Raw genomic sequence first — 24,230 nt, forward strand, 5'->3', positions numbered from 1 at the left:
TAAATTATGGCAAATATATTAGTAGTTGATGATGAAATTGATATTTTAATGCTGGTTAAAAATGCACTACATAAAGATAATCATTTAGTAAATATTGTGTTTAATTCGACAGAGGTAGAGAAGATGGATCTAGGATTCTTTGATCTAATCTTACTTGATGTGATGATGCCTGCTATTGATGGCTTTACGCTATGTAGGCAAATTCGCCATGCTGTAGATTGTCCGATTCTTTTTCTTACCGCTAAAACCTTAGAGGAAGATATTATGTTTGGTCTTGGCTTAGGTGCAGATGACTATTTAATCAAACCTTTTAGTATTGGCGAACTACGGGCAAGGGTAAATGCTCATATTCGACGTGAAAATAGAGAGAAACGGAATGTTCTTTATCATGGTAAAGTTCATTTTAATCTTTCTGGTAAAGAACTATTTGTTCAAAATGAGAGGATTCCGTTAACCAAAAGTGAGTATGAAATATGTGAATTTTTAGCGCGTCATCGCGGGCAAGTTTTTTCTAAAGAACAAATATACGAAACGATTTTTGGATTTGATGGCAAAAGTGACAGTACAGCGATAACAGAACATATAAAAAATATTCGTTCAAAGTTACATGCATTTGATATAGAACTTATTGATACGGTTTGGGGGATTGGCTATAAGTGGAAACCGTAAAACCGAGGAAAGGAACACGTCTGCATACATTTTTCCTGAGATATTTATTTTTTCTTTGCATTGGCATCATTCTTTTAGTAGCACTATTAATAAGTCTATTTATGTTTGCCTTTTCAGCTAATATTATTTTACCTGCAAATTATGCAGAGACACAAATCACTTTAGCAAAAGACAAAATTGCGACAAGCAGCTCGGTAACGGACGAGATGATCCCTGATCTTGTAGATTATGCAGTGGTTTCTATGCAGGGAGAGTTTATTTCAGGCAATTTAACAAAAGAAGAGGCTTCCTATGCATGGCATTTAAAACAAAAAGGAGAGAAGCAAGGAAGTTCTCGATTTTATGCATTTATTGAGCGCGAACAGGAAGTATGTATTTTACGCTATAGTTTAGTCCCTGAGTATCGATCTGCTATCATAAGAAATTATTTACCTAACCCACAATTAACGGTTTTATTAGTTTTTATTATTGGAGTTGTTGTACAAGCATCGGTACTTGCTGTTCATTTTGGCAGAAGACTAAAACAAAAAATGATGGGCTTGCAAGAAGCTATTGAAAAAATACAACATCAGAATTTGGCATTTCATTTACAACCATCTGGAATCCAAGAAATTGATGATATTGCTCTTTCCTTCGAACAAATGAAGGAAGCATTAAATACTTCTTTGACACAGCAATGGCGGGCAGAAAGATTGCGCAGAGAACAAATATCAGCACTGGCACATGACCTGAAAACACCACTGACAATTATTAAGGGAAATGCCGAGCTTTTATCGGACACTGCACTAGACGAAATGCAAAAAGAATATAACCAATATATATTAAAAAATACGGTTGAAATTGAAAAGTTCACAAAGCAATTAATGGATCTTTCGAATATGGAGCAAGGTATTGTCACATCAAAATCAAATGTAGCCATGCATTCTTTTATTCAACAGGTCGAACAACAAATGAAAGCTCTTGCTTTAGAAAAAAATCTTGAAGTTAGTGTAGAAAAGGTCAGGCTACCTACTTCCATTATGATAGAGGAAGAGCTTTTTTATCGGGCTCTATTAAATGTGATTGTCAATGCAGTTGAGCACACACCAAATAACGGCAAAGTCACTTTAGTTGTTCAAGGAAAGGAAGATGTTATTCATTTTACTGTGAAAGATAGTGGTACTGGTTTTTCATCAAAAGATTTAATAGAGGCTACCAAACAATTTTATCGTGGAGACCAAAGTAGAAATACAACAAATCATCATGGTATGGGCCTTTATATTGCAGAGTCAATTATTAAAAAGCATGATGGGGTATTGACACTCGCTAATGATTCGATAACGGGTGGAGGAAAAGTGACAGTCACTATTCCTGTTATGAGGATGGAGTAACAGTTTATTTTTTCCAATTTACTGCGGGTAGAAATCAAAGTCATTGCTCTAATGAAGTCCTTCATGTTACCCTAGTAATAAATTTAGTCCTTTTTATTGGAAGTAAGGTTTTACAACTAACTATCCTTATAAAGGGCTTTTTTTATAGAAAAAAGTTTTAAGGGTACTTAAATGGAGGAGTTTTTTTTATGGCAGAAAGAGGTAGACCAAAAGGCGCAAGTGGAGAAGAAAGTCGCGCATTATTACTTGAAATTGCAGCGAAAGAGTTTGCGCAGCATGGATATCATGAAACGAAGGTGAGTACGATAGTAAAAAGTGCATCATTAAGTCAGCCTACTTTTTACCTGTATTTTAAAAATAAAGAGTCCATTTTTGAAGAATTAGAGAATCTTTTTCGTTTACGAATGATGGATTTAGCCAAAAAAAGCCGCTTACAGCCTGCATTAGAGCAAGCAACAGTAAAATCACGTATTATCCATAATGTTAAGGAATTATTAGCGTTTTTTGCTAAAAACCCAAATTTAACAAGAATTGGATTATATTTATCGACAAAGGCTGATGAAATAAAGGCACAAATCGTCAAGCAAATTAAAGAGAATCTGGATTATGAAGTAGATGCTGGCTATTTTCGGAAAGATTTAGATACACATATAGTTGCAGAGAGCTTAATAGGTATTATTGAGCGATTAACATTTGTTCAATTACTGCCAAAGCAAAAAAAGCCAGAAGAGATAGCCACTGATATTGTGAATTTATTAATAGATGGTATGTTGGATAGGGGAAGTCATGACTAATAATCAACCACTTCATAATTTTAAAAAAAGAAAATACTGATTTTTTCTTTTTTTAAAGTTGAATATTACTTTTGAGTAATATAATATTAGGAATATGTAGTGATTACCATTAGTATTTCAAATGGTTCACTCAATTAAAGAAGAAAAGAGGAGGTGAATGGAATGATGTATCCACCAATGCCATATGTAGGAGATAAAGGTGGCCGTATTACTGTTAAGTAATTATTACTTAAGGGTCTGGCTTATTTAGTCAGACCTTTATCTTTTAAATGAAGAGACTGTTTAATATGCTTGAACAGAGTAAGTTAGAAAATGTAACTTTCTACTACAGAAAAGAAGGTATAAAGCAATTGATTGGTCAATTAGCAACTGTAGATGGATTAGTGAAATTTCAGGGGACAAGGGGTGTTTTTGGAAAGATTTAGTTACACATATGGGTTTCAGAGTGTTTTAGTGAATTGATTGAATGATTAGCATTCATTCAATTGTTGCCAAAGTAAAAAGCCAAGAGATAGATAATTGTAACTTTAGTAATAGAAAGGATATTTACTAGAGAAAATAGAGGAAATAACTATATAAAAGAAAATGATTTTTCTTTTATATAGTTGAATATTACTTTTGAGTAATATAAAATTGCTTATTGTTATTTTATATCAAGATGTAGAAAGAAGGATCTATGAGTACCAAAATAACATCTCTGTTAACGTTCATCCAGATTTTTTAGGATCAAATCAAACCTTCTAAACTACTGTAAAAATCGATGGGGCTTTAAATAGACTTAGTGAATGAGTGACACCATTAAGAAGAAGGAAGATTGTACATGGGAGTGATGTTTAATGTTTAATATGTAAAATTAATCCAAAATAGAGTCGCATTTTGCTTTTATAGCAATTTAAAATTTTTAAATAATATAATTATCGTATATGTTTGTTATTCGTATATGCATTAGAACATGATTGATGTAAGAGAGTGCTCCTATTCTTTTTCAATCACATATTGGTAGAAGTAAAATGTATAGAAAGAGGAGAATGCTATGAGAAAATGGCAGCAGGCAGTATCGGTATTTGTCATCTATTTGTTAATGGCACAGATTGTAGTTGGTAGTTTCCCAGTGTATGCTGAAACGAATGATCATGAACAGCCCATACTAACTGTCACACTCACAACAGATGGAGAGCCTTATATAGATGGTGACATTGCTTCAAGTCCTGTTACTATTCAAGCGACAACAACTACAGTTGATAGTGCTAGTCTACAGATAGAGACTTCTAACGACAAAGGAAATACATGGACAGTATTCAATACTTTAACGCCACTTGTTTTAACAGATGCAGGGGACTATCATATTTGGTTTAGAATCATTGGGCAATCCGCCATTAGTAAGCATGTAATTCGCATCGCAGAACAAAAGCCATCGTTATTGTCAGCAGGTAACTCTATTATTTATGTGGACGCAACTGCTACTGTTGGGAATAATGATGGTACAAGTTGGGACAATGCATTTCAAGATTTACAATCCGCTTTACATAGCGCACTAAGTGGACAGCAAATCTGGATTGCCCAAGGAACATACACACCAACTAGAAAAATGGATGTAAATGATTCACGCAGCGTAGCATTCCGAATGAGAAATGGTGTGGAAATTTATGGCGGTTTTAAAGGTGATGAAGAGACATTAGCGCAGCGAGATTTTAACACATACAAAACTATACTAAGTGGAGCACTTCCTAGTGGAGAAAATGCCTATCATGTATTTTATCATCGATATGACCCTGATGTAAGTGTATTAAATGAAACAGCCATTCTCGATGGTGTCACCATTACGGGAGGTTTTGCTAATAAGGGGACGCATATGTATGGTGGTGGGATGTACAATAGCGATGGCAATAACCCACTCTTAAGAAATGTCCTATTTACCGGGAATAAGGCACAGGGAGATGGTGGAGGCTATGGAGGTGCTATGTATAATACTAGAGGAAGTAACCCGATTTTAACAAATGTTCTATTTAATGGAAATGAAGCGTACCTAGGTGGCGCTATCTACAATGCTAGTAGTAGTCCAAGATTAAGTGGTGTCAAATTTGATGGAAATAAAGCGACTGGCTATGGAGGCGCTATCTATAATGGTGGTAGCAGTAGTCCGACTTTAACAAATATAACATTTACTAGCAATGAAGCAGTATACGGAGGTGGTATATACAACGGTAACGTGAGTAATCCCATCTTAACGGAAGTTGAATTTAATAGAAATAAGGCAACTCAACATGGTGGTGGCATGTACAATTATGCCAATAATCCAACTTTAACAAACGTAACCTTTAATGAAAATGAAGCTACTTTTTATGGAGGTGCTCTATACAATGATGCTAGCAGTCCCAACTTAATGGAGGTAACATTTAGCGAGAATAAGGCGGAGTATGGAGGAGGGATGTTTAATACTGGTAGCAATAGTAGTCCACTATTGAAAAATGTGCTATTCAATAAAAATCAGGCAAGTCAGTTAGGAGGAGGGATGTTTAATACGAACTATAGTATCCCAAGCTTAACTGATGTAACGTTTGATCAAAACAATGCAATCAATGGGGGCGGCATGCACAATACCAATAGTAGCCCGATGATGACAACTGTAACATTTCGTGAAAATAAGGCCGGTTATGGTGGAGGGGCTATGTCTAATGATGGTGTCAGTAATCCAATTTTAACGAATATGCTATTCATTGGAAATGAAGCGTATATTGGGGGCGGTATGTTCAATGATGGCAGTAGCAGCCCCAATTTAAGAAATACGTTATTTACTGGCAACAAGGCAGATTTTGATGGTGCTACTATAAGTACTGACTCTCCAACTAGTAATATCATCTTAACGAATGTGACCATCAGTGGCGATGTTCCGAAATATGGAGTGGGTGCTATTTCTGGAGGTGGCTCAGCTAGTAAAATTCAAAATAGTATTATTATCGGAAATAACAAGAAAATTGCCTTTTATAATTATAAAGGTAAAGTTGAAAATAGCTTGCTCGATGTGGAAGTAGGAAAGAACATAAGAGGGAAACTATTTGATACGACTGGGACGGCTGTTGATACGCCCACTTATCTGCCAACAGATGTGTTTATGGATTCAAGCAAGAAAGATTATCGCTTAAAAGCAGATTCTCCAGTAATAGATCAAGGGAATGCTAGTTATCCTGAATTAGCAGATATAACAACAGACCTTGCTGGGAAAAAACGTGTGCAAGGAGCGGCGATTGATTTAGGCGCGTATGAAGTGCCAAATTATTATAACATTATCTACGATGCAAATGGAGCAACGGGAGGCAGTGTGCCACAAGATGATCAGAAATATGAAGAAAATGCCCTTGTGACAGTGAAGGTTAATAGCGATAATCTTGTGAAAACAGGCTATACCTTTAAAGGCTGGAATACACAAGCAGATGGTAAAGGCACAGCATATGCAGTGGATGATACCTTCCCAATGGGTACAGATAATATTATATTGTATGCGGAGTGGGTAGCTAACCAAACATATACAGTCAAATATGATGCAAATGGCGCAACAAGTGGTATAGTGCCACAGGATAGTCCATTATATGAGGAAAATGAAAAAGTGATGGTACAAGGAAATAGTGGAAATCTAGTAAGAACAGGCTACACATTCAAAGGCTGGAATACACAAGCAGATGGTAAGGGAATATCCTATGCCGAAAATGCAACCTTTCAAATGGGAAAAGCCGATGTCATCTTGTATGCCCAGTGGACAGCGAACCCAACTTATACAGTCATATATAATGCAAATGGTGCAACAAGTGGGACAGTGCCAAAGGATAGTACATTATATGAAGAAAATGAAACAGTAATGGTACAAGGAAATAGTGGAAATCTAGTAAGAACAGGCTATACTTTTGCGGGCTGGAATACAGCACAGGATGGTAAGGGTATAGCCTATATAGCAAATACGCCTTTAATAATAGGTGAGGCAGATATAATTTTGTATGCTCAATGGATAGCGAATTCTTCAACACCTGGTGGAGGTAATGCCAATGGTCCTTCAATGCCGCATGGAGGTAGTGCTTCTCATCCATCAACGTCTATTCAAATATCCTTCGAGACAAATGGTGGCCTATCTTTAGAGGACATGGAGATTACCTATAATACAAGAGTCAGTGATTTACCTGTACCAACAAAGGAAGGTTTTCGTTTTGACGGTTGGTATATAGATAAAGCGCTAACGATACAATGGGCTGAAGATACGCTTATGAGGGAGAATTTAACGCTCTATGCAAAATGGATAATATTGCCAACAAAAGAACCGAAAGAACCACAGCAATCCCCACAGTCAAAGCCTTCCGTGGTGACTTTCGAAGATATCGAAAACCATTGGGCACAGGATATGATTGAGGCATTAGCAACGCAGGGCATTATTAAAGGATATGAAGATGGTACTTTCCGACCGAATGAATCAATTAGCCGCCAGCATGTTGCCTCATTATTCACACGTGCTTTTGAATTCGAGGTGATTCGCCCAACAGCAGCCTTTTCGGATGTAGCACCAAACCATATGTACTATGATGCGATTATGACCTTACAGCAGGCAGGCATTATTGATGGAGCGGATGGAGCATTTCGTCCAACAGACAATATTACACGGGCACAATTAGCTAAAATTTTAGCAAATACACTACAACTGAAATCAGAAGGTAAGAGTTCTTTTAAGGATGTAGATAGCAATCATTGGAGTGTTGGCTATATTGCGGCATTAGAGCGAGCAGAGATTACATTAGGGGATAATGGCAAGTTCCACCCTGAAGCTTCTGTGACAAGAGCCCAATTGGCGGTTTTTATATACCGAGCAATGCAGCAATAAAAATGATTTTTTAGGCGTGAGGCTATCTAACAGCTTCGCGCCATTATACTATGAAAGAGTAATATTTTTGTTGAATATTACTTTTGAGTAATATAAAGTAGTGAATAGATAGTGAGGGTAATTCTGATGAATCACTAAATAAAGAAGAAGGAGGGATTCGATGCAACAACCGTTAAAAAAGTGGAAGCTATTGTTAGTCACTAGTGTTGTTATTATTTTATGTAGTTTGGGCTTGTTACCAAATGCAACAAAGGCAGCAGAAATTACAGTTAATGGAGAGGTTCTATCCTATATCCAATACCTAGAAGGAGATTCTGCAGGGATTCTCCATATATATAGTGGAGATTATTTAACAAAAAATTTTACCGATAGAGATAGTTTACCGACAGATGCGAAATGGATAACATTTTTTCCAATTACTCTGCCATTAGATAATGGTATAGAATACATGTTTAGTCGTGATGGAAAATCTGTAGAAAAGCAGTATGTTCACAATTGGACTGATATTCCTTCTGATGTTAAGTGGATAACAGTAAGTAATTTTGATGGTGATATTGGGAGTGGGAAAAACCCAATAACGAATCAAAAATACCGCTATAGTGTAGATGGTGTAAATATTGTGGAAAGTGCTACCGTTCCTGCTAATGCTTTATGGGCTAATTTAAGCTACTATGAAACCATTTCTAATGGAACACATAAACGTTTAAGGTATGAAAAAGTGAATTACACATTAAAATTAAATCCAACACCACCAGTGATCAATTTAACAAAGTCCCCTACAGGATGGACAAATGGTGATGTTACAGTTACGGCAAATATTAGTAGTGAAAGTGATTTGAAGATTCAAAAGTGGGATTATGGCATTCAAAATGAATCATATTTTAATACAGCTGGAAACTCATTAGTAGATTCTTTTGTTAGTATAGATCAAAATCGAACGATTACGTGGTATGCAAGGGATATTTTATTAAATTCAACTGTTCAAACGATTACTATTGATAATATCGATAAAGATGCACCAATCATTACAAGTGGCAATATGACCATAATTACCAATCAGAAATTAGAAGTTCCAATTACCATTACTGATAGTAAAAGTGGAGTGAAAACGAAGAAATGGGCATTTGGAAATCAAAATGAATCTTATTTTTTGACGGGAGGAAATCCGTTCACTGAGAATAAAATTGTTGTGGATAATTTTGGGACATATACATTGTTTGCGGAAGATCATGCAGGAAATAAGTCAATCTCCACCGTGCATTTATATTCAGCGGATTTAGAGGGCTTACATTTAAATGAAGGAACGCTTTCTCCACAATTTTCTAAAAAAATACTTTCTTATGATGTCAATGTAATGAACACAGTTTCAACCGTTACAGTGATACCAAATGCTATAGATTCAACTGCAACAGTTAAGGTTAATGGGAATCTAGTCAGTAGTGGTGCAACATCAGCTACAATTCCCCTTAATGTTGGAAGTAATACAATATTAATAGAAGTAACAGCTTTAAATAGCACAAAAAAGACATACCAAGTGAAAGTAACGCGGGCGCTATCAAGTAATGCTAATCTAATTAGTCTTACTTTAAGCTCAGGAATACTATCTCCTGAAATTAGCTCAGGAGATAGCAATTATACAGCAAGCGTAGAGAATGCCATTACTAGTTTAACAATAACACCAACAACAGCAGATGCTACAGCTAAAATAAAGGTGGACGGGCATGCGGTGAGTAGTGGCATAGCATCAAATCCGATTCCGCTGAATGTAGGACAGAATACGGTAACAATCGAAGTAACAGCAGAAGATAACACAACGCAGAGGACCTATACAATTACGATAACGAGATTCCCATCGAATAATGCTAACCTGAGTGATCTCACTCTAAGCACGGGGTCATTCCTTCCTGTATTTAATGGGGGAGATTTCACCTATACAGCAAGCGTAGAGAATGCTATTACTAGTTTAACAGTAACACCAACAGCAGCAGATGCCACAGCTAAAATAAAGGTGGACGGGCATGCGGTGAGTAGTGGCACAGCATCAGATCCGATTCCGCTGAATGTAGGACAGAATACGGTAACAATCGAAGTAACAGCAGAAGATAACACAACGCAGACCTATACAGTAACGGTAACGAGATTCCCATCGAGTAACGCAAATTTAAAAAGTCTAACGTTGAATTATGGAAATTTGAAGCCGTCATTTGATTCTCAAATTGAAAAATATTCAGTTAATGTTGATGTAAATGTGAATAGTATAGATTTAACACCAATACTGGATGACCATGATGCAACGCTGATGATTAATGGAATACCAAGCAGCAGTGGAAAGAAAATGACAGTGTCACTAAACTTCGGGGCAAATACTATTTTACTAGAAATAACAGCACCAGACGGGGTTACGAAAAAGAAATACAAAGTTGAAATATATCGTGAACAGCTACCAGCACCCGTAGATTCACCACAAATTCCAGGAAACTCAGCGCCTGTAGAGCCAGCAGCACCAGCACCAATAGAGCTTCCTCAGCTGGTACCGACTGATCCTAAGCAACCGCAAGAGCCCATTACAGATATTATCTTTTCAGACGTGCCCGTGCATCATTGGACTTACACAATGATTGGTGATTTTGCTAAACGTGGATATATTACAGGGTATGTGGATGGTACTTTTAAACCAAATGATCCGATTTCTCGTCAGCATGTTGCGTTAATATTTTCCCGTATTTTTAAACTAAATCCCATACAGGAAGCACAAACATTTAAGGATATTCCACTAAATCATCGGTATTATGAAACCATCAAGTTGGTGCAACAAGCTGGTCTGTATCAAGGTATTAACGGATACTTTAAGCCAAATGAAAATATGACACGTGCTCAAATAGCGAAAGTATTAGCTATAGCATTAAACTTATCACCAACGAGCACACATACATTTAAAGATATTCCATCAACACATTGGGCACATGACTATATTATCGCTCTGGCGGCAAATGATATTGCGTTAGGGGATAACGGTTACTTTAAACCAGAATCTTCAGTAACACGTGCCCAATTTGTAGCATTTTTATACAGAGCCTTACAACAATAATAAAATCCAACATGGTTCATATTTGTATAATTTTGTTAATCAACATGTGTGATTATGGGATAAAGGGGATGTTATGAGAAGAACATGGCAACAAGTGGTTTCGTTATTTGTCATCAGGTTGTTACTTATACAACCTGTGTGTGGTAATGTGACCGTATTTGCAAATATAAATGAGACACTTCATTTTACAATTACAACAGAATCCATCATCAGGTGACAATAAATACAAATGGTGGTACAATACTTCCGCCATTAGAGGTTGCTTATAATACAAAAATAAGTGATTTACCTTTGCCTACCAAAGATGGTTTTCGCTTTGGAGGCTGGTATGAGGATGCAGCATTTAAAATTAAGTGGGATGAAGATACAGTTATTCGAGAGAATTTAGTAATATATGCAAAGTGGATACCTTTGCCAGTGTACGAATCAGACACACCGCAGCACTGGTAAGGTTCGATGATATGGATAGCCATTGGGCAAAAGAGATAGTCGAGGAACTAGCGACACTAGAGATTATCCAAGGTTATGAACATGGGACTTTCCGTCCGAATGAACCAATTAGTCGAATGCATGTAGCAGTATTATTTGCTTGCACCTTCGAGTTTGAATCAATTCGCTCAGCAAAAGTCTTTTCTGATATAGCACCAAAACCTATCTACTATGAAGAGATCAACACGCTACAGCAAGGGGGAATTATTGATGGGTGGGGTGACACATTCCGACCATTAGAAGCTATTACATGTGCACAAGTAGCAAAAATTTTAGCAAAAACATTACAACTAACTTCTGAGGGTACAAGTTCATTTAGTGATGTTTCTAGTAATCATTGGAGCATGGATTATATTGCAGCACTAGAACAGGTTGAGATTGCATTGGGGAGTAATGGTGAATTTTATCCCAAAACGCCAGTAACACGTGCCGAGCTAGCGACCTTTTTATTCAGGGCACTCCAATTTTAACTATCTTTTGTGTAATCTAACAGCTTCACATCGTTATGAACACTGTAAAGTCGAATATTACTTTAAGTAATATAGATTAGCGATGAATAGATATTTTTATAATCACATTTGAAAGCTCATTAATTTAAAGAAGAAAAGTAATGGATATTACGTATAGCAACAAAGGGTAAAAATATTTTCTATTTGTAAATAGTCCAATAGATAGAAGAAATTATAAGTTAAATTAGTCTATTATTAGAAGTAGAAAAAACTGATTTTTCTATTTTTCTAGTTGTATATTACTTTAAAGTAATATAGAATCAAAAATAAGCAGTGATTATCATTAGCTTATCTGATGGTTGTTCACTCAATAGAGAAAAGAAAGTGAGGTGAAAAGTAATGATGTTTCCTCCAATGGGTTTCCCAAAAGGCGATACAAAGCCATTCGGTAAATAATTATTACCTCAAGGTCTGACTTTTTAGTCAGACCTCATCTTTTGAAATTTAATCAGGGAAGGCTGTTTACCATGCTTGAACCAATATATGAATTAGAAAATGTAACTTTCTACTATAAAAAAGGTAAATTTAAAGCAAATAATGGCATTTCATTGACTATATATAAAGGTGAAATAATTGGATTATTAGGCCCGAATGGTGCAGGAAAAACGACATTGATAAAGCAAATGATAGGACAGCTAGCACCAACAGAGGGATCCGTGAAATTTCATCAACAAGAAGTATCTAAGAATCCGAAGTATGTATTGAAACAGACTGCTTATTATTCACAGGAGACTTTTGCTTTATCATTTTTAAAAACATGGGAAGCCATTTATTTTACGGGTAGATTAAAGGGGCTTTCCAAAAAAGAGTCGAAGCAACAGACAGATAATATTTTGCTGAGGTTAGACATGGAAGCTTATCGAGATAAGCTACTGTCAAAGCTTTCGGGTGGTCAAAGAAGACTCATTAGTTTAGGAGCAACTTTGATTGGTCAGGCATCTGTTATGATTTTGGATGAGCCTACAAATGAGCTGGATCCATTAAAACGGAAATTAGTATGGGACATCATTCGTGAGCTTAACCAAAAGGGTACAACAATTATTTTAGTCACTCACAATATTTTGGAAGCTGAAAAAGTTGTTCATCGTGTAGCTGTTATAGATAACGGAAAGCTTTTAGCCATTGACCATGTCGAAAAGCTAAAGAGAAGAGTAGACCAAAGAATGCGTTTAGAAATTTATGCGCAGGAGGCCTCTATTCACAATATCAAAGACAGACTGAAAGATTTTGGACAAGCAGAATTAGTAGAGGATACAAAACTCACGATGTTAATCGAGAAAAATATGGTTCGTACTATTGTTGAAATAATACAGGATGAGACATTGAACATTAACCAATACTCTCTGTTTCCACCAAGTCTAGAAGATGTCTATTCACTACTTCAAGAACAGCAAAGGAGTGAATAGTTAATGAATGCCTTTAGTCAATTCTTTGTTGAATTACTTATTTTATTTCGTATACAAATAGCCATCGTAAGGCATCAATTATTATGGATTATTGCAATGTCTTCCATTTTTCCAATAGTTACTTTAGTGTTTCTCGAATTTTTACTGGGTGAATCTAGCTCTGAACAATTGGCACGATTAATTATCGGTAATATGATTTTTAGTATTCTATTAATGGGTATGAATATTCTAGGGCAGGATATCTCGTATCAAAAATTTGGGGGCTATTTTACATATTACTCCTCCCTTCCCATTCGAAAGGTTAATTTTATTTTATCTTTGTTGTTTTATGGTATTTTAACTTCCTTACCTTCGTTTATTATTGTATTTACGTTTGGTCAGCAAATTTACGGGGTCAATCTTCATTTTGAGTGGCTTCTACTACCAGTCGCTTTATTGGCGATTTTTAGTGTAGTAGGCATTGGTGTATTAATGGGGTTTTTATCTCCAAATCCTCAATTTACAAATATTGTAGCGCAATTTTTGTTGATGTTTGTTACTTTCTTAACACCAGTTATGATTGAGCTGAAAGACCTTCCCATCGTTCTGCAGTGGATTTCCTACGTGTTACCAACAACATATGTAGCGAATGTATTACACGGTATGCTAACGGTTGGATGGACCAATTCTACATTCATAGATGTTCTAATCTTACTCATTTTTTCCTGTTTTTCTTATCTATTAATCAGTAAAAAAATACATTGGCGTGTTCAATAAATTATTTGAATAGGGAGTTAAATTTAAAATGAAAACTTTTGAAACTAAGTTAGAGCAGTACGCGGAATTGGTCATAAAAGTAGGGATTAATATTCAACAAGGACAGACTTTAGTGATTTCTGCCTCAATGGCTGCTGCCGATTTTGTTCGAAGGGTTTGCCGACATGCCTATCTCAATGGTGCACATTATGTTTATATAAAGTGGATTGATGAAGAGCTTGCTCGAATTGAATATGAATATATGACAGAGCAAGGCTTAGCCTATACACCAGATTGGCTTGTGAAGGGGTATGAAGAAATGGCGAGTAGTGGTGCCGCTTTTCTTTATATTATTTCACCCCACCTGCAAAATATGGAGGGAATAGACCATGTTAAGGTAGAAAAAGCAGAGTATGCTTCTGCACTTGCTTTTCGTTCTTTTACCGAAAAATTGATTAAAATGCAAGTTAGTTGGACTGTTATTGTTTATCCGACGGAGCAATGGGCAGCATCTATTTTCCCTGACTTAGAGCCCAAAAATGCTCTTGAGGAATTATGGGAAAAGTTTTTTGAAATACTAAAATTAAGTGAAGAGAGCCCACTACAAGCCTGGGAAGAGCATGTTGATACATTAAATAAAAGGGCCACATTATTGAATGAAAAGTATTTCCGTTATTTACATTTCATTAGCGAAGAAACAAATTTAAAAATAGAGCTACCACAAAATCATCGTTGGGTTAATGGCTTGGAAACGAATGACATGGGAAGCTCATTTATTTGTAATATGCCGACTGAAGAAATTTATACAACACCACTCAAAAAAGGAGTAAATGGCATAGTCAAAAATACAAAGCCATTAGTTTATGAAGGGCAGATCATTGATCAATTTACACTTACATTTAAAGATGGTGAAATTACTGATTTCTTTGCAGAAAAAGGGATGGATGCATTACAAAGTATTCTTCAAAAAGACGAGGGTGCTAGATATATAGGTGAGGTTGCATTGGTTCCTCATGATTCTGCAATCTCTGCGAGCAATCTACTATTTTATCATAATTTATTTGATGAGAATGCATCCAGTCATTTAGCCATTGGGCAAGCCTATGCTTCAGGCTTGAAAGAAGATGGTGCAAACCTAGAAAACATAAATAATAGTATGATCCATATTGATTTTATGATAGGCTCACAAAAATTAAAGGTGAATGGAATACGAGAGGACGGTACTGCCGAAGCAATTTTAGTGAATGGTAAATGGGTAATTAAATAAGGGGGAAGATGAATGGAAATAGTGCAGTGTAAGACTGATAAGGATTATGAAAAATTCGCTGTTTTCTTTTTGCAAAATAGAAATATATTTGATGATATGTATCCGATTTTAGATACACTTGGTAGTTTATATGTCATGATAGAGGAAACAAATCTGCTCCTCTTTCAAAATACACAGCAGGAAGTATTTGCTGCAGCAAGCTATACATTGGGTGTAAGAGAAGATCAATTTAAAAATAAACATATCGTTTTTATTGATTGCGCACTATTAAAGAAAGAATATCAAAATAGTCGATCCTTTGTTAGGGGTTTTCTACAAATGCTAAAACATATTTTAGAAGAACACCCAGAAGTGAAGGAAGTCCAATTTTATGCTTATCGCCATCATGGCTATATTCACCGTCTATATAAAAAGTTTGCCACTATTATAGATGAAAAAGAAGGATATTTTGGAATGCAAGATGTCTTCTCTGTAGAATTTCACAAATTGACTACTTTTTTAGAGGAATTTAATAAAAAACAAACCATTTAAACGGAATGGATAAAGGGCTATTTCAGGCAATATTTCTATAAAAAATGCTACAATAAAAGAAAAAAAGAGGCGATGTACGTGAATAACGTCATTGATTTTATTGCAAAAAAAAAGGAACGTGAAGACCGAAAGCGTGCTCAGGATTTAGAACGTTATGTAGCTACACAATGTAATTTTCAACACCCTGAAAATATTGATGCTCTTGTAGAGGACAAATTGATTGAGGTTAAAGATCATACGTTATTTCTTGGCTTTCTATCCATTTTAAAGGATGAGCAAATAGAACCGTTAGATATTTTTCAAGATGTCTTTTCATTAGAGCCCCCTCGTTTTGAAATGACCTACAATATGAGATGGTGGTCAGTTGTGCAATTGGCATTTACATTTTTAACAATTCTCAAGGAAAATGAGCCGCATACCTATGCTGATTTTTTAGGTCTCTCCAAATAACCTAAGTATGTGTACGTCTGTAAAGCAAATGTACACATACTTAGGTTTTTCCGTATCTACCCTCGCTAGCTTTACAAGCCTACTATATTTATTCATTAAATTCATAGATTTTTATAATTCCTCAATAATTTTTACTAAATATTCTTAACACCTCCATACTTGCTTAATGTTTGTTTTATAACATTACGTTTGTAAGCAAATAAAAATAAAGCAAAACAAATGGAGGGTCCAACACATGACAATTCAAAAACTGTGGAAAAAAGGTCTAATTGGTGCATTAGCTATTTCCATGTTGGCAGCTTGTTCTGACAGTTCATCTAGTGCAAATGAGGTAAAAAAGGACTTATCGCTTGAGGACATTACAGAAAAAGCAAAGGAAGAAGGCATTGTTAATTCTGTCGGTATGCCAGATACATGGGCGAACTGGGTGGAAACATGGGAGGAACTTGGGACCGAATATAGTATCAAACACAAGGATACGGACATGTCGAGTGCTGAGGAGTTAGCCAAGTTTGAAGCAGAGAAGGATGATGCTACCGCAGATATTGGAGATGTCGGGATTGCTTTTGGACCAATCGCTAAGGACAAGGGCTTAACATTACCATACAAAACGTCTTATTGGGATGAAATACCTGATTGGGCTAAAGATGATGAAGGACACTGGATTGTTGGCTATACGGGGACCATTTCTTTCTTGACAGATAAAAATAATGTGAAGAATGCTCCAACATCATGGGAAGATCTAAAAAATGGAGATTACACAGTCAGTATTGGGGATGCATTAACAGCTAACCAAGCACAGTTTGCCATCTTAGCAGCGGCTATGGCATTTGGTGGAGATGAGTCGAACATCCAACCAGGTATAGATTTCTTTGCAGAATTAGCGAAGCAAGGACGTCTACAGGGAGATCCATCAGTAGCGAACCTAGAAAAAGGTGAAATAGATGTTGCGATCTTATGGGACTTTAATGCATTAGGTTATCGTCATCAAATTGATGAGGACCGCTTTGATGTAGTGATACCTAAAGAGGGATCTGTCACTTCTGGTTATGCAACGGTAATTAACAAATATGCCAAAAACCCACATGCTGCCATGCTCGCACGTGAATATATTTTATCTGATGCAGGTCAAGAAAATTTAGCAAAAGGCTATGCGCGTCCAATTCGAGACGGAGTAAAATTACCACAGGATGTAAAAGATTTACTATTACCCGCTGATATGTATACGAATGCACAACCTGTTAAAGATCAAAAGACATGGGAAGATACAACGAAGCAAATCCCTCAACTCTATCAAGAGCAGGTGTTAATCCATGCAAAATAACAAAGTGGTTCTCATTGTTATCGATGCATTGCGCTTTGACACAGCCTGCACACATATGGGGTTCTTGCACCATTTAGTCGAGCGTCAGGTAGCTGCTCGCTATAAGGTTTGCTCAGAGGTGCCGTCTTTATCAAGACCATTGTATGAGACGATTTTAACAGGTACACCCCCTATTGTACATGGTGTTACCAGCAATATGACAGTGCGTTTATCGAAAGGGCAAAGTGTCTTTCATATCGCAAAGGAGCATGGTTTAACTACAGCAGCCTCCGCCTATTATTGGGTGAGTGAGCTTTATAATAGAGCGCCATTTAATCATATGGAGGACAGGCTACAACTCGATACACAATTACCAATTGACAACGGTATGTTCTATTTTGAGGATCATTATCCAGATAGTCATGTATTTGCTGATGCAGCATGGTTAATGGCTCAAAAGCAGCCTGATTTCCTGTATATTCATCCAATGAATGTTGATGATGATGGTCACAAATTTACGGCAGATTCTGCTCAATATCGCAATCGAGTTTTAGCGGTGGATGCTTTACTGTCATTGTTTATTCCAAAGTGTATGGCGCTGGGCTATGAGGTTATCGTTACGGCTGATCATGGCATGACAAGAGATGGTAATCATGGCGGCACAACGCATGAGGATCGTCATGTCCCGCTATTTGTCATTTCAGATGCTGTAAAGGCAGGTATAAAAGAAGGCATTATTTCTCAATTACAAGTTGCACCACTGTGCTGTCATTTATTAAATATCAAGCCTGCTGAAGATATGGTGCCACTCCTGTTAGAAGGTGTCTTTACAGCAAAAGAGGTTTAAATAAATAGTAGTCGCTCTTATTCTAAGGAGCGACTATTATCCCCATAAGCCGCAAGTCATTTATAGAAAGAAGTGAGTGTGTTGATATCGAAGCGGCAATCCATTGCTTGGCTTTCGCCTTTTCTTGTATTACTATTATTGTTTTTCTTAGTACCGCTCCTATATATGCTCATTACCAGCTTTCAAAATAGTGAGGGCTTTACACTGAAGCAGTATGAATCAATTTTTACGAACCACTACATTCTTCAAGGTTTTAAAAATAGTATTACATTATCTGTTATCTCAGCTATGATTGCGTTACTTATCACCTTGTTTGCAGTTTATGCCATGATGAACTTTTCAGAGCCAGTACGGGAGAAGATTTTAATACTTACGAACTTAACCTCCAATTTTTCAGGTATTCCGCTAGCATTTGCTTTTATCGTTTTACTTGGCAATAGTGGTTTATTTACATTGTTATTTGACAAATGGGATATTGATGTGTTGACATCCTTTTCATTATACAGTTGGAGCGGTTTGTTACTTATTTACATTTACTTTCAGCTGCCATTATCACTAATGCTACTATATCCCATTTATGATGGAATTCAGCAACAGTGGAAGGAGGCGGCAGCCATTCTTGGGGCATCTGGCTGGCAGTTTTGGATGAAAATTGGTCTCCCTGTTATGCTCCCGGGGATTGTGGGAACCTTTAGTGTATTGTTTGCTAATGCAATGGGCGCGTATGCCTCTGCTTATGCATTAACAAGCAGTAATTATAATTTAGTGGCGATTCGTATCGGCTCCTTAATAAAAGGTGATATTTTTGCTCAGCCAGAGCTAGCTAGCGCCATTGCAGTTATATTAGCAGTGACAATGGTGACGGCCATGCTGATCAGTGAGTGGAGCATCTCTAAAACAAGGAGGAAAGTAAAATGAAAAAGCGTGGTTTGGCTGATTTCTTTTTCCTTCTGCTCGTGGGATATTTACTATTACCAGTGTTAGCAACAATGCTCTATGCGTTTGCAACAAAATGGAATAAAACGATATTGCCAGAAGGACTCACATTAAAATGGCTTTCCACATTGTTTCGTGATACTGATTTTATTCAAGCATTCGGCCGTTCAGTTCTTTTAGCAGGGGGTGCCGTTAGTATCGCGCTCCTTGTCATTGTGCCAGCCATTTTCGTCATCGTCCTATACTTTCCAAGATACGAAAAATGGATACAGATGGCAGTGGTGATGGTGTATTCTTTTCCAGGAATTATTTTAGCTGTAGGGCTTATACGCGTTTATAGCCAAATAGGTATACCGATGATATTTGTTGTTTTAGGTGCTTATGTTGTGGGGATTCTTCCTTATATCTATCAAGGTACACGAAATAGTTTAAGAAATATAGATGCGAGGCAACTGCTTGATGCGGCTCAATTGCTAGGCGCATCAAAAAGGCAGGCATTCACAAAAATTTTACTGCCTACCGTTTATCCAGGCTTATTTGCGGGGGCATTATTATCCTTCTCGGTCTTATTTGGTGAGTTTGTCTTAATTAATCTTGTTGTAGGTTCTCGCTTTGAAACCGTTCAAATTTATTTAATGAAAAAGCTTAGCACAAGTGGACATATTGCTAGTGCTGTTGTTTTCATCTATCTCGTACTAATGGGTCTTTTAACATTCGTCATTGCTATCGTAACGAAACGATCGAAAGGTGCTACAATTCTATGAGTTATCTTGTTATTGAAGGGCTTCATAAAAAATATGGACAAGTATCTGTTTTAACCAATATTCACATGGAAATTCAAAAAGGCGAATTTATCACACTATTAGGTCCTAGTGGCTGTGGAAAGAGTACGATTTTGCGTATTGTTGCAGGTTTAACAGATGCATCGGCAGGTAAGATTTTGATTGAAGGAAAAAATATGAGTGGCGTACAACCGAAGGATCGTCAAGTGGGTATGGTCTTTCAATCCTATGCACTTTTTCCTAATATGACGGTGCTTGAAAATGTTGCTTTTGGTTTGCGTATGCAAAAAGTTAATAAGGCAGATATAGAGCAGCGTGTTCATGAAATGCTAGCGCTTGTTCATCTAAGTGAGAAAGCTAATGCGTACCCGAAAGAATTATCGGGAGGTCAACAGCAGCGTGTTGCTCTAGCTCGTGCATTAATTGTCCGTCCTAAAGTACTGCTATTAGATGAACCACTTAGTGCGCTTGATGCTCAAATTCGCAAAAAACTACAAGCAGATTTACGAGCAATTCAACGAAAATTAAATATGACAATGATTCTAGTTACGCATGATCAGGAGGAGGCAATGGCTGTTTCGGATAGAATATTTGTCATGAATAATGGCAGCATTGCCCAAAACGGTACGCCAACGGAAATCTATATGAGACCAAATAATGAATTTATTGCTAATTTTATCGGTCATTATAATGTTTTTCCACGCCAAACTTTAGAAAAAATGCTTGGAGCATCTTTAATAGAGCAATCCACGAAATTTGCAATACGCCCTGAGGCATTACATCTCGAGCAACGAGATGGAGACTTATGTCTCTCTGGGGTTGCCAAACAATCATTAATGAGCGGCAATATTATTCGTACTACATTTGAAGGAGAAATGGCGTTTGCAATGGAACAACTGCATCAACAAGGGTATTCGATTGAAATGGGAAAATCCTATAAATGTTATGTCGCACAAGAAGATGTGATTGCGCTATCATGACTTACGCTAAACTGGAAAGATTTGATTTTATTTTAAAACAATTAGATTCTGAAGGGAAAATTATTGTTGCCAATATTGCTGATGCCCTTCAGGTAGCACCAGAAACAATTCGCCGGGACTTTGATGAATTAGAGCAACAGCATTTATTATCAAGAGTTCATGGTGGGGCTATTAAATATACGAATGTACGTAATGAACCGGTATTTTTACGCAAGCTACAAATGCACAAGGACGCAAAGAGACAAATTGCTCGTATTGCAGCAAAACGCATTTGCGATGGCGATACTATTGCAGTAGATACAGGTACTACAACAGTACATATAGCCGATTTTTTACTAGCTGTGGAAGATATAACGGTTGTAACGAATTCAATTGCAGCAGCTATTCAATTTAATTTAGCCATAGAAGAACGACGCATGACAGGCAAGGTCATATTACTAGGGGGCACGGCGAATCCAAAACAATCTTCTGTTGCAGGTGCTATGACGTTAGAGATGCTAGATAATATGAATTTTGATAAGGCCTTTCTATCGTGCGGTGGCATGAGTGAGGGCATTGTTTATGATTACGATTTGGATGAATCTCTTATTTCAAAGAAAATGCTCAAGCATAGCAAAGTGAGTTATTTATTAGCTGATGCATCCAAAATCAATGGCAAATCATTTTTTCAAATCTGTCATCTTGATGAATGTACAGAAATTCTTTGCGAAAGCACTTGTCCATTAGAGTGGCAGGCGTATGAGGAAAAATGGACGATATGTAATGGAGGGAAGAGTGGATGACAATAGATTATCACGTACATTTAGAAGAGGGACCTTATTCATTTCGCTGGCTAGAGCGTACATCGCAGGCACTGGAGTTTTTTTATCCGGATGATGAAACGGAAAAAGGCTCCAAACAACAAATAACTTGTCATTTACAGCGTCTAGCAAGGCGTGTGAAAAATGGCTGTTATAGTGAGGAATGGTTGGATTTATATCTTGAACAGGCAAAGCAGCTCGGCTTACGTGAGGTGGGGATTGTCGATCACTTATATCGTTTTCAAGAAACGCGTGCCTATTTTGAGCGATTTATGAGGCTGGATGAAAGTAAAATTGGACAAATTCAGCGCTATTGGCTGGATCGTGTGATGACAGAAAATATGGATGCTTTTGTGACGACCATTCAGCAGGCAAAGGAAAAATGGCGTCAACATGGCATTACACTGAGACTTGGTATAGAGGCAGATTATTTTGTTGGTGGTGAGGAGGAATTAACTGCTTTGCTAGCAGGTTATCCTTGGGATTATGTAATTGGTTCTGTTCATTTTGTTGATGGGTGGGGCTTTGATAATCCACAAACAAAGTATCTTTTTGAGCAAATGGATCAACCCTCTTTACAACAAAATTATGAGCGTTTTTTTAAAGTAGTAGAGAAAATGATTCTTTCCAATATGTTTGATTTTGTTGCCCATTTAGATAATTTTAAAGTATTTAATTATCAGGTGGAGGATCGTGCGTTTCTTGAAGTTTGGTATAAACGTATTGCAAAGGCACTAACGTCTACTGAAACCGCCACTGAAATCAATGCCGGGCTGTATTATCGTTACCCTGTACAGGAAATGTGCCCGGGTCCTCGTTTTTTACAAACCTTACTTGAGCATGGAGTTGCTTTTACTGTATCCTCTGATGCACATTTCCCAGATGATTTAGGTAAATATACATTTGCCAATACAGAGCTGCTAAAGGGTTATGGCGTTCAAGCTATTGCCTCCTTTGAACAGAGAGTGAAAAAAATGATGACGTTATAGGTTGAGTAAAGGGCACTAAAGCTTCAATGTAGTGCCTTTTATTCGTATTACATAAGTACAATTTTACTCGCATACAAATGATTAAATTCATTTTTATAATGTGAGGCGATTCAGATTGACATCTATTAAAGAACAACCCTTTTTACCTATTATTATACAATCGGGTCAGCATGCGTACGGGGTAGCACGCTCATTTTATGCAGCCTACCGCATGAAAAGTCTTGTCATTGAGCCAGCAAAAAAAGGGAGGACGATGCGCTCACTCCTTTTGAAAGGCTCACAGGGAATTGCCACGCAGAATAGCGGTATTCTGGATTTTCAATACGTTGAACATTTAGATGATCCTACCCGTTTTGTACAAGCGCTAGTGGGATTGGCCATGCAGTGCCAACAAAAGAAATTGATTTTATTAGTTTGTGACTGCTACTATGCAGAGCTTATCATTGAAAATAAAGAGCAGCTTGAAAAGTACTTTATTTTACCTTACATTGATCAGGCTTTACTAAATAGGGTGCAAACAAAGGAGAAGTTCTACAGGCTTTGTGATAAATATCAGTTAAAATACCCCAAAACCATCATTATAACAAAGGAACATCATCCAAATAGAGAAATTCCAATCCAGTATCCCATTATTATTAAACCCTCCAATACCGTTGCCTATACGAACTGTTCCTTTCCTGAAAAGAAAAAAATATATCTAGTGCATGATGCAGATGAGATGCAGCACATTATTCGCTGTATTTATCGTTCTAGCTATCAAGACACCTTAATCGTTCAAGAATTTATTCCAGGCGACGATTCCTATATCCGTGTTCTAGATGTATATGTAGGAAGAGATCGAAAAGTAAAATTAATGTGTCTTAGCAACAAGCTACTCGAAGATCCATCTCCACAAAACAAAGGTATTTCTTTAGCTGTTATGATCGATTATGATGAACAGCTAATGGAATCCATTCGGCATTTTTTAGAGGACATCGGCTATACGGGCTTTGCTAATTTTGATATGAAATATGATGCAAGGGACGGGAAATACAAGCTATTTGAAATGAATTTGCGAGCAGGGGCTTCAAGCTACTATGTGACCGCAAGCGGGTATAATTTAATGCAATATGTGGTGGATGATTATTTATACCAGGTTAATCATGAACGAACATATGTCCAGACGAAGCATGTATGGTCATTACTTCCTTCAAAAACACTATTTAAATACATGAAGAATGAAAAATTAAAAATAGAAGCAAAGCAATTAATGAAAGAAGGGCAATACACGGATGCATTACTATATAAAGAAGATATGAATATCAAGCGTTGGATAAAGCTGAAATTGTATCATTCATATTTACAGATAAAATACAGCAAGTATTTTAATAAGAGCAATAGTTAGCAAATGTGAACTGATGGATAGGACATTAAAACTTTCAGGA

Annotated in this window: 21 protein-coding genes; all 21 read left to right on the forward strand. The window is 36.8% G+C overall.

The features are described 5' to 3' along the window. The first annotated feature begins 6 nt into the window (after positions 1-6). The 21 genes from ACEVFT_RS08625 to ACEVFT_RS08725 all read left to right on the forward strand — a co-directional run bounded on the left by ACEVFT_RS08625 (position 7) and on the right by ACEVFT_RS08725 (position 24,190). Positions 7-669, forward strand: coding sequence for a response regulator transcription factor (locus tag ACEVFT_RS08625; RefSeq protein ID WP_393949240.1), 663 nt, complete (start codon positions 7-9; stop codon positions 667-669). Then, the gene (locus tag ACEVFT_RS08630) at positions 657-2,039 is read left to right on the forward strand and encodes a sensor histidine kinase (RefSeq protein WP_393949241.1); all 1,383 of its coding nucleotides are present in this window, start codon (positions 657-659) and stop codon (positions 2,037-2,039) included. The genes ACEVFT_RS08625 and ACEVFT_RS08630 overlap by 13 nt, the downstream gene beginning before the upstream one ends. 188 nt (positions 2,040-2,227) lie before the next feature. Beyond that, a complete protein-coding gene (locus ACEVFT_RS08635; RefSeq protein WP_004224884.1) occupies positions 2,228-2,833 on the forward strand; it encodes a TetR/AcrR family transcriptional regulator in 606 nt (201 codons plus the stop codon). A gap of 287 nt (positions 2,834-3,120) precedes the next feature. After that, complete coding sequence (locus tag ACEVFT_RS08640) at positions 3,121-3,258, forward strand: hypothetical protein (RefSeq protein WP_004224881.1); 138 nt, start codon at positions 3,121-3,123, stop codon at positions 3,256-3,258. A 608-nt stretch (positions 3,259-3,866) separates the two neighbouring features. Continuing rightward, positions 3,867-7,694 (forward strand): InlB B-repeat-containing protein, encoded by a 3,828-nt coding sequence (locus tag ACEVFT_RS08645; protein WP_279494254.1) that lies wholly within the window; start codon positions 3,867-3,869, stop codon positions 7,692-7,694. A gap of 160 nt (positions 7,695-7,854) precedes the next feature. After that, positions 7,855-10,782 (forward strand): cadherin-like beta sandwich domain-containing protein, encoded by a 2,928-nt coding sequence (locus ACEVFT_RS08650; RefSeq protein ID WP_279494255.1) that lies wholly within the window; start codon positions 7,855-7,857, stop codon positions 10,780-10,782. Between the two features lie 213 nt (positions 10,783-10,995). Further along, positions 10,996-11,232 carry an InlB B-repeat-containing protein gene (locus tag ACEVFT_RS08655; protein WP_004225880.1) on the forward strand — a complete coding sequence of 79 codons (237 nt, stop codon included), beginning with the start codon at positions 10,996-10,998 and terminating at the stop codon, positions 11,230-11,232. A gap of 11 nt (positions 11,233-11,243) precedes the next feature. Further along, a complete protein-coding gene (locus tag ACEVFT_RS08660; protein ID WP_279494258.1) occupies positions 11,244-11,741 on the forward strand; it encodes an S-layer homology domain-containing protein in 498 nt (165 codons plus the stop codon). A 506-nt stretch (positions 11,742-12,247) separates the two neighbouring features. Then, entirely contained in the window at positions 12,248-13,186 is a 939-nt protein-coding gene (locus ACEVFT_RS08665) for an ABC transporter ATP-binding protein (RefSeq protein WP_004225877.1), read from the forward strand. 3 nt (positions 13,187-13,189) lie between these two features. Next, positions 13,190-13,942, forward strand: a complete 753-nt coding sequence (locus tag ACEVFT_RS08670; protein ID WP_004225875.1) for an ABC transporter permease — start codon at positions 13,190-13,192, stop codon at positions 13,940-13,942. A gap of 28 nt (positions 13,943-13,970) precedes the next feature. Beyond that, the gene (locus tag ACEVFT_RS08675; RefSeq protein WP_305193147.1) at positions 13,971-15,188 is read left to right on the forward strand and encodes an aminopeptidase; all 1,218 of its coding nucleotides are present in this window, start codon (positions 13,971-13,973) and stop codon (positions 15,186-15,188) included. 12 nt (positions 15,189-15,200) lie between these two features. Then, a complete protein-coding gene (locus tag ACEVFT_RS08680; RefSeq protein ID WP_305193148.1) occupies positions 15,201-15,719 on the forward strand; it encodes a hypothetical protein in 519 nt (172 codons plus the stop codon). Between the two features lie 72 nt (positions 15,720-15,791). Continuing rightward, positions 15,792-16,169 carry an ELKS/Rab6-interacting/CAST family protein gene (locus ACEVFT_RS08685; protein ID WP_225340785.1) on the forward strand — a complete coding sequence of 126 codons (378 nt, stop codon included), beginning with the start codon at positions 15,792-15,794 and terminating at the stop codon, positions 16,167-16,169. A 235-nt stretch (positions 16,170-16,404) separates the two neighbouring features. Beyond that, complete coding sequence (locus ACEVFT_RS08690; RefSeq protein WP_202341631.1) at positions 16,405-17,493, forward strand: ABC transporter substrate-binding protein; 1,089 nt, start codon at positions 16,405-16,407, stop codon at positions 17,491-17,493. Beyond that, positions 17,483-18,319, forward strand: a complete 837-nt coding sequence (locus ACEVFT_RS08695) for an alkaline phosphatase family protein (RefSeq protein ID WP_004225865.1) — start codon at positions 17,483-17,485, stop codon at positions 18,317-18,319. Before ACEVFT_RS08690 ends, ACEVFT_RS08695 begins: the two co-directional genes overlap by 11 nt. 72 nt (positions 18,320-18,391) lie before the next feature. After that, on the forward strand, positions 18,392-19,237 hold the full coding sequence (locus tag ACEVFT_RS08700; RefSeq protein WP_393949245.1) for an ABC transporter permease: 846 nt from the start codon (positions 18,392-18,394) through the stop codon (positions 19,235-19,237). Continuing rightward, positions 19,234-20,019 carry an ABC transporter permease gene (locus tag ACEVFT_RS08705; protein WP_004225862.1) on the forward strand — a complete coding sequence of 262 codons (786 nt, stop codon included), beginning with the start codon at positions 19,234-19,236 and terminating at the stop codon, positions 20,017-20,019. The genes ACEVFT_RS08700 and ACEVFT_RS08705 overlap by 4 nt, the downstream gene beginning before the upstream one ends. Beyond that, positions 20,016-21,017 (forward strand): ABC transporter ATP-binding protein, encoded by a 1,002-nt coding sequence (locus ACEVFT_RS08710; RefSeq protein ID WP_393949246.1) that lies wholly within the window; start codon positions 20,016-20,018, stop codon positions 21,015-21,017. Before ACEVFT_RS08705 ends, ACEVFT_RS08710 begins: the two co-directional genes overlap by 4 nt. Then, entirely contained in the window at positions 21,014-21,799 is a 786-nt protein-coding gene (locus ACEVFT_RS08715) for a DeoR/GlpR family DNA-binding transcription regulator (RefSeq protein WP_004225858.1), read from the forward strand. Before ACEVFT_RS08710 ends, ACEVFT_RS08715 begins: the two co-directional genes overlap by 4 nt. Then, positions 21,796-22,806, forward strand: a complete 1,011-nt coding sequence (locus tag ACEVFT_RS08720) for a histidinol phosphate phosphatase domain-containing protein (RefSeq protein ID WP_048391480.1) — start codon at positions 21,796-21,798, stop codon at positions 22,804-22,806. The genes ACEVFT_RS08715 and ACEVFT_RS08720 overlap by 4 nt, the downstream gene beginning before the upstream one ends. A gap of 115 nt (positions 22,807-22,921) precedes the next feature. Continuing rightward, entirely contained in the window at positions 22,922-24,190 is a 1,269-nt protein-coding gene (locus ACEVFT_RS08725) for a carboxylate--amine ligase (RefSeq protein WP_393949249.1), read from the forward strand. Positions 24,191-24,230: the final 40 nt, after the last annotated feature.

The sequence above is a fragment of the Lysinibacillus sp. PWR01 genome (genome assembly GCF_043359455.1).
In the GTDB taxonomy this organism is placed as follows: domain Bacteria; phylum Bacillota; class Bacilli; order Bacillales_A; family Planococcaceae; genus Lysinibacillus; species Lysinibacillus fusiformis_F.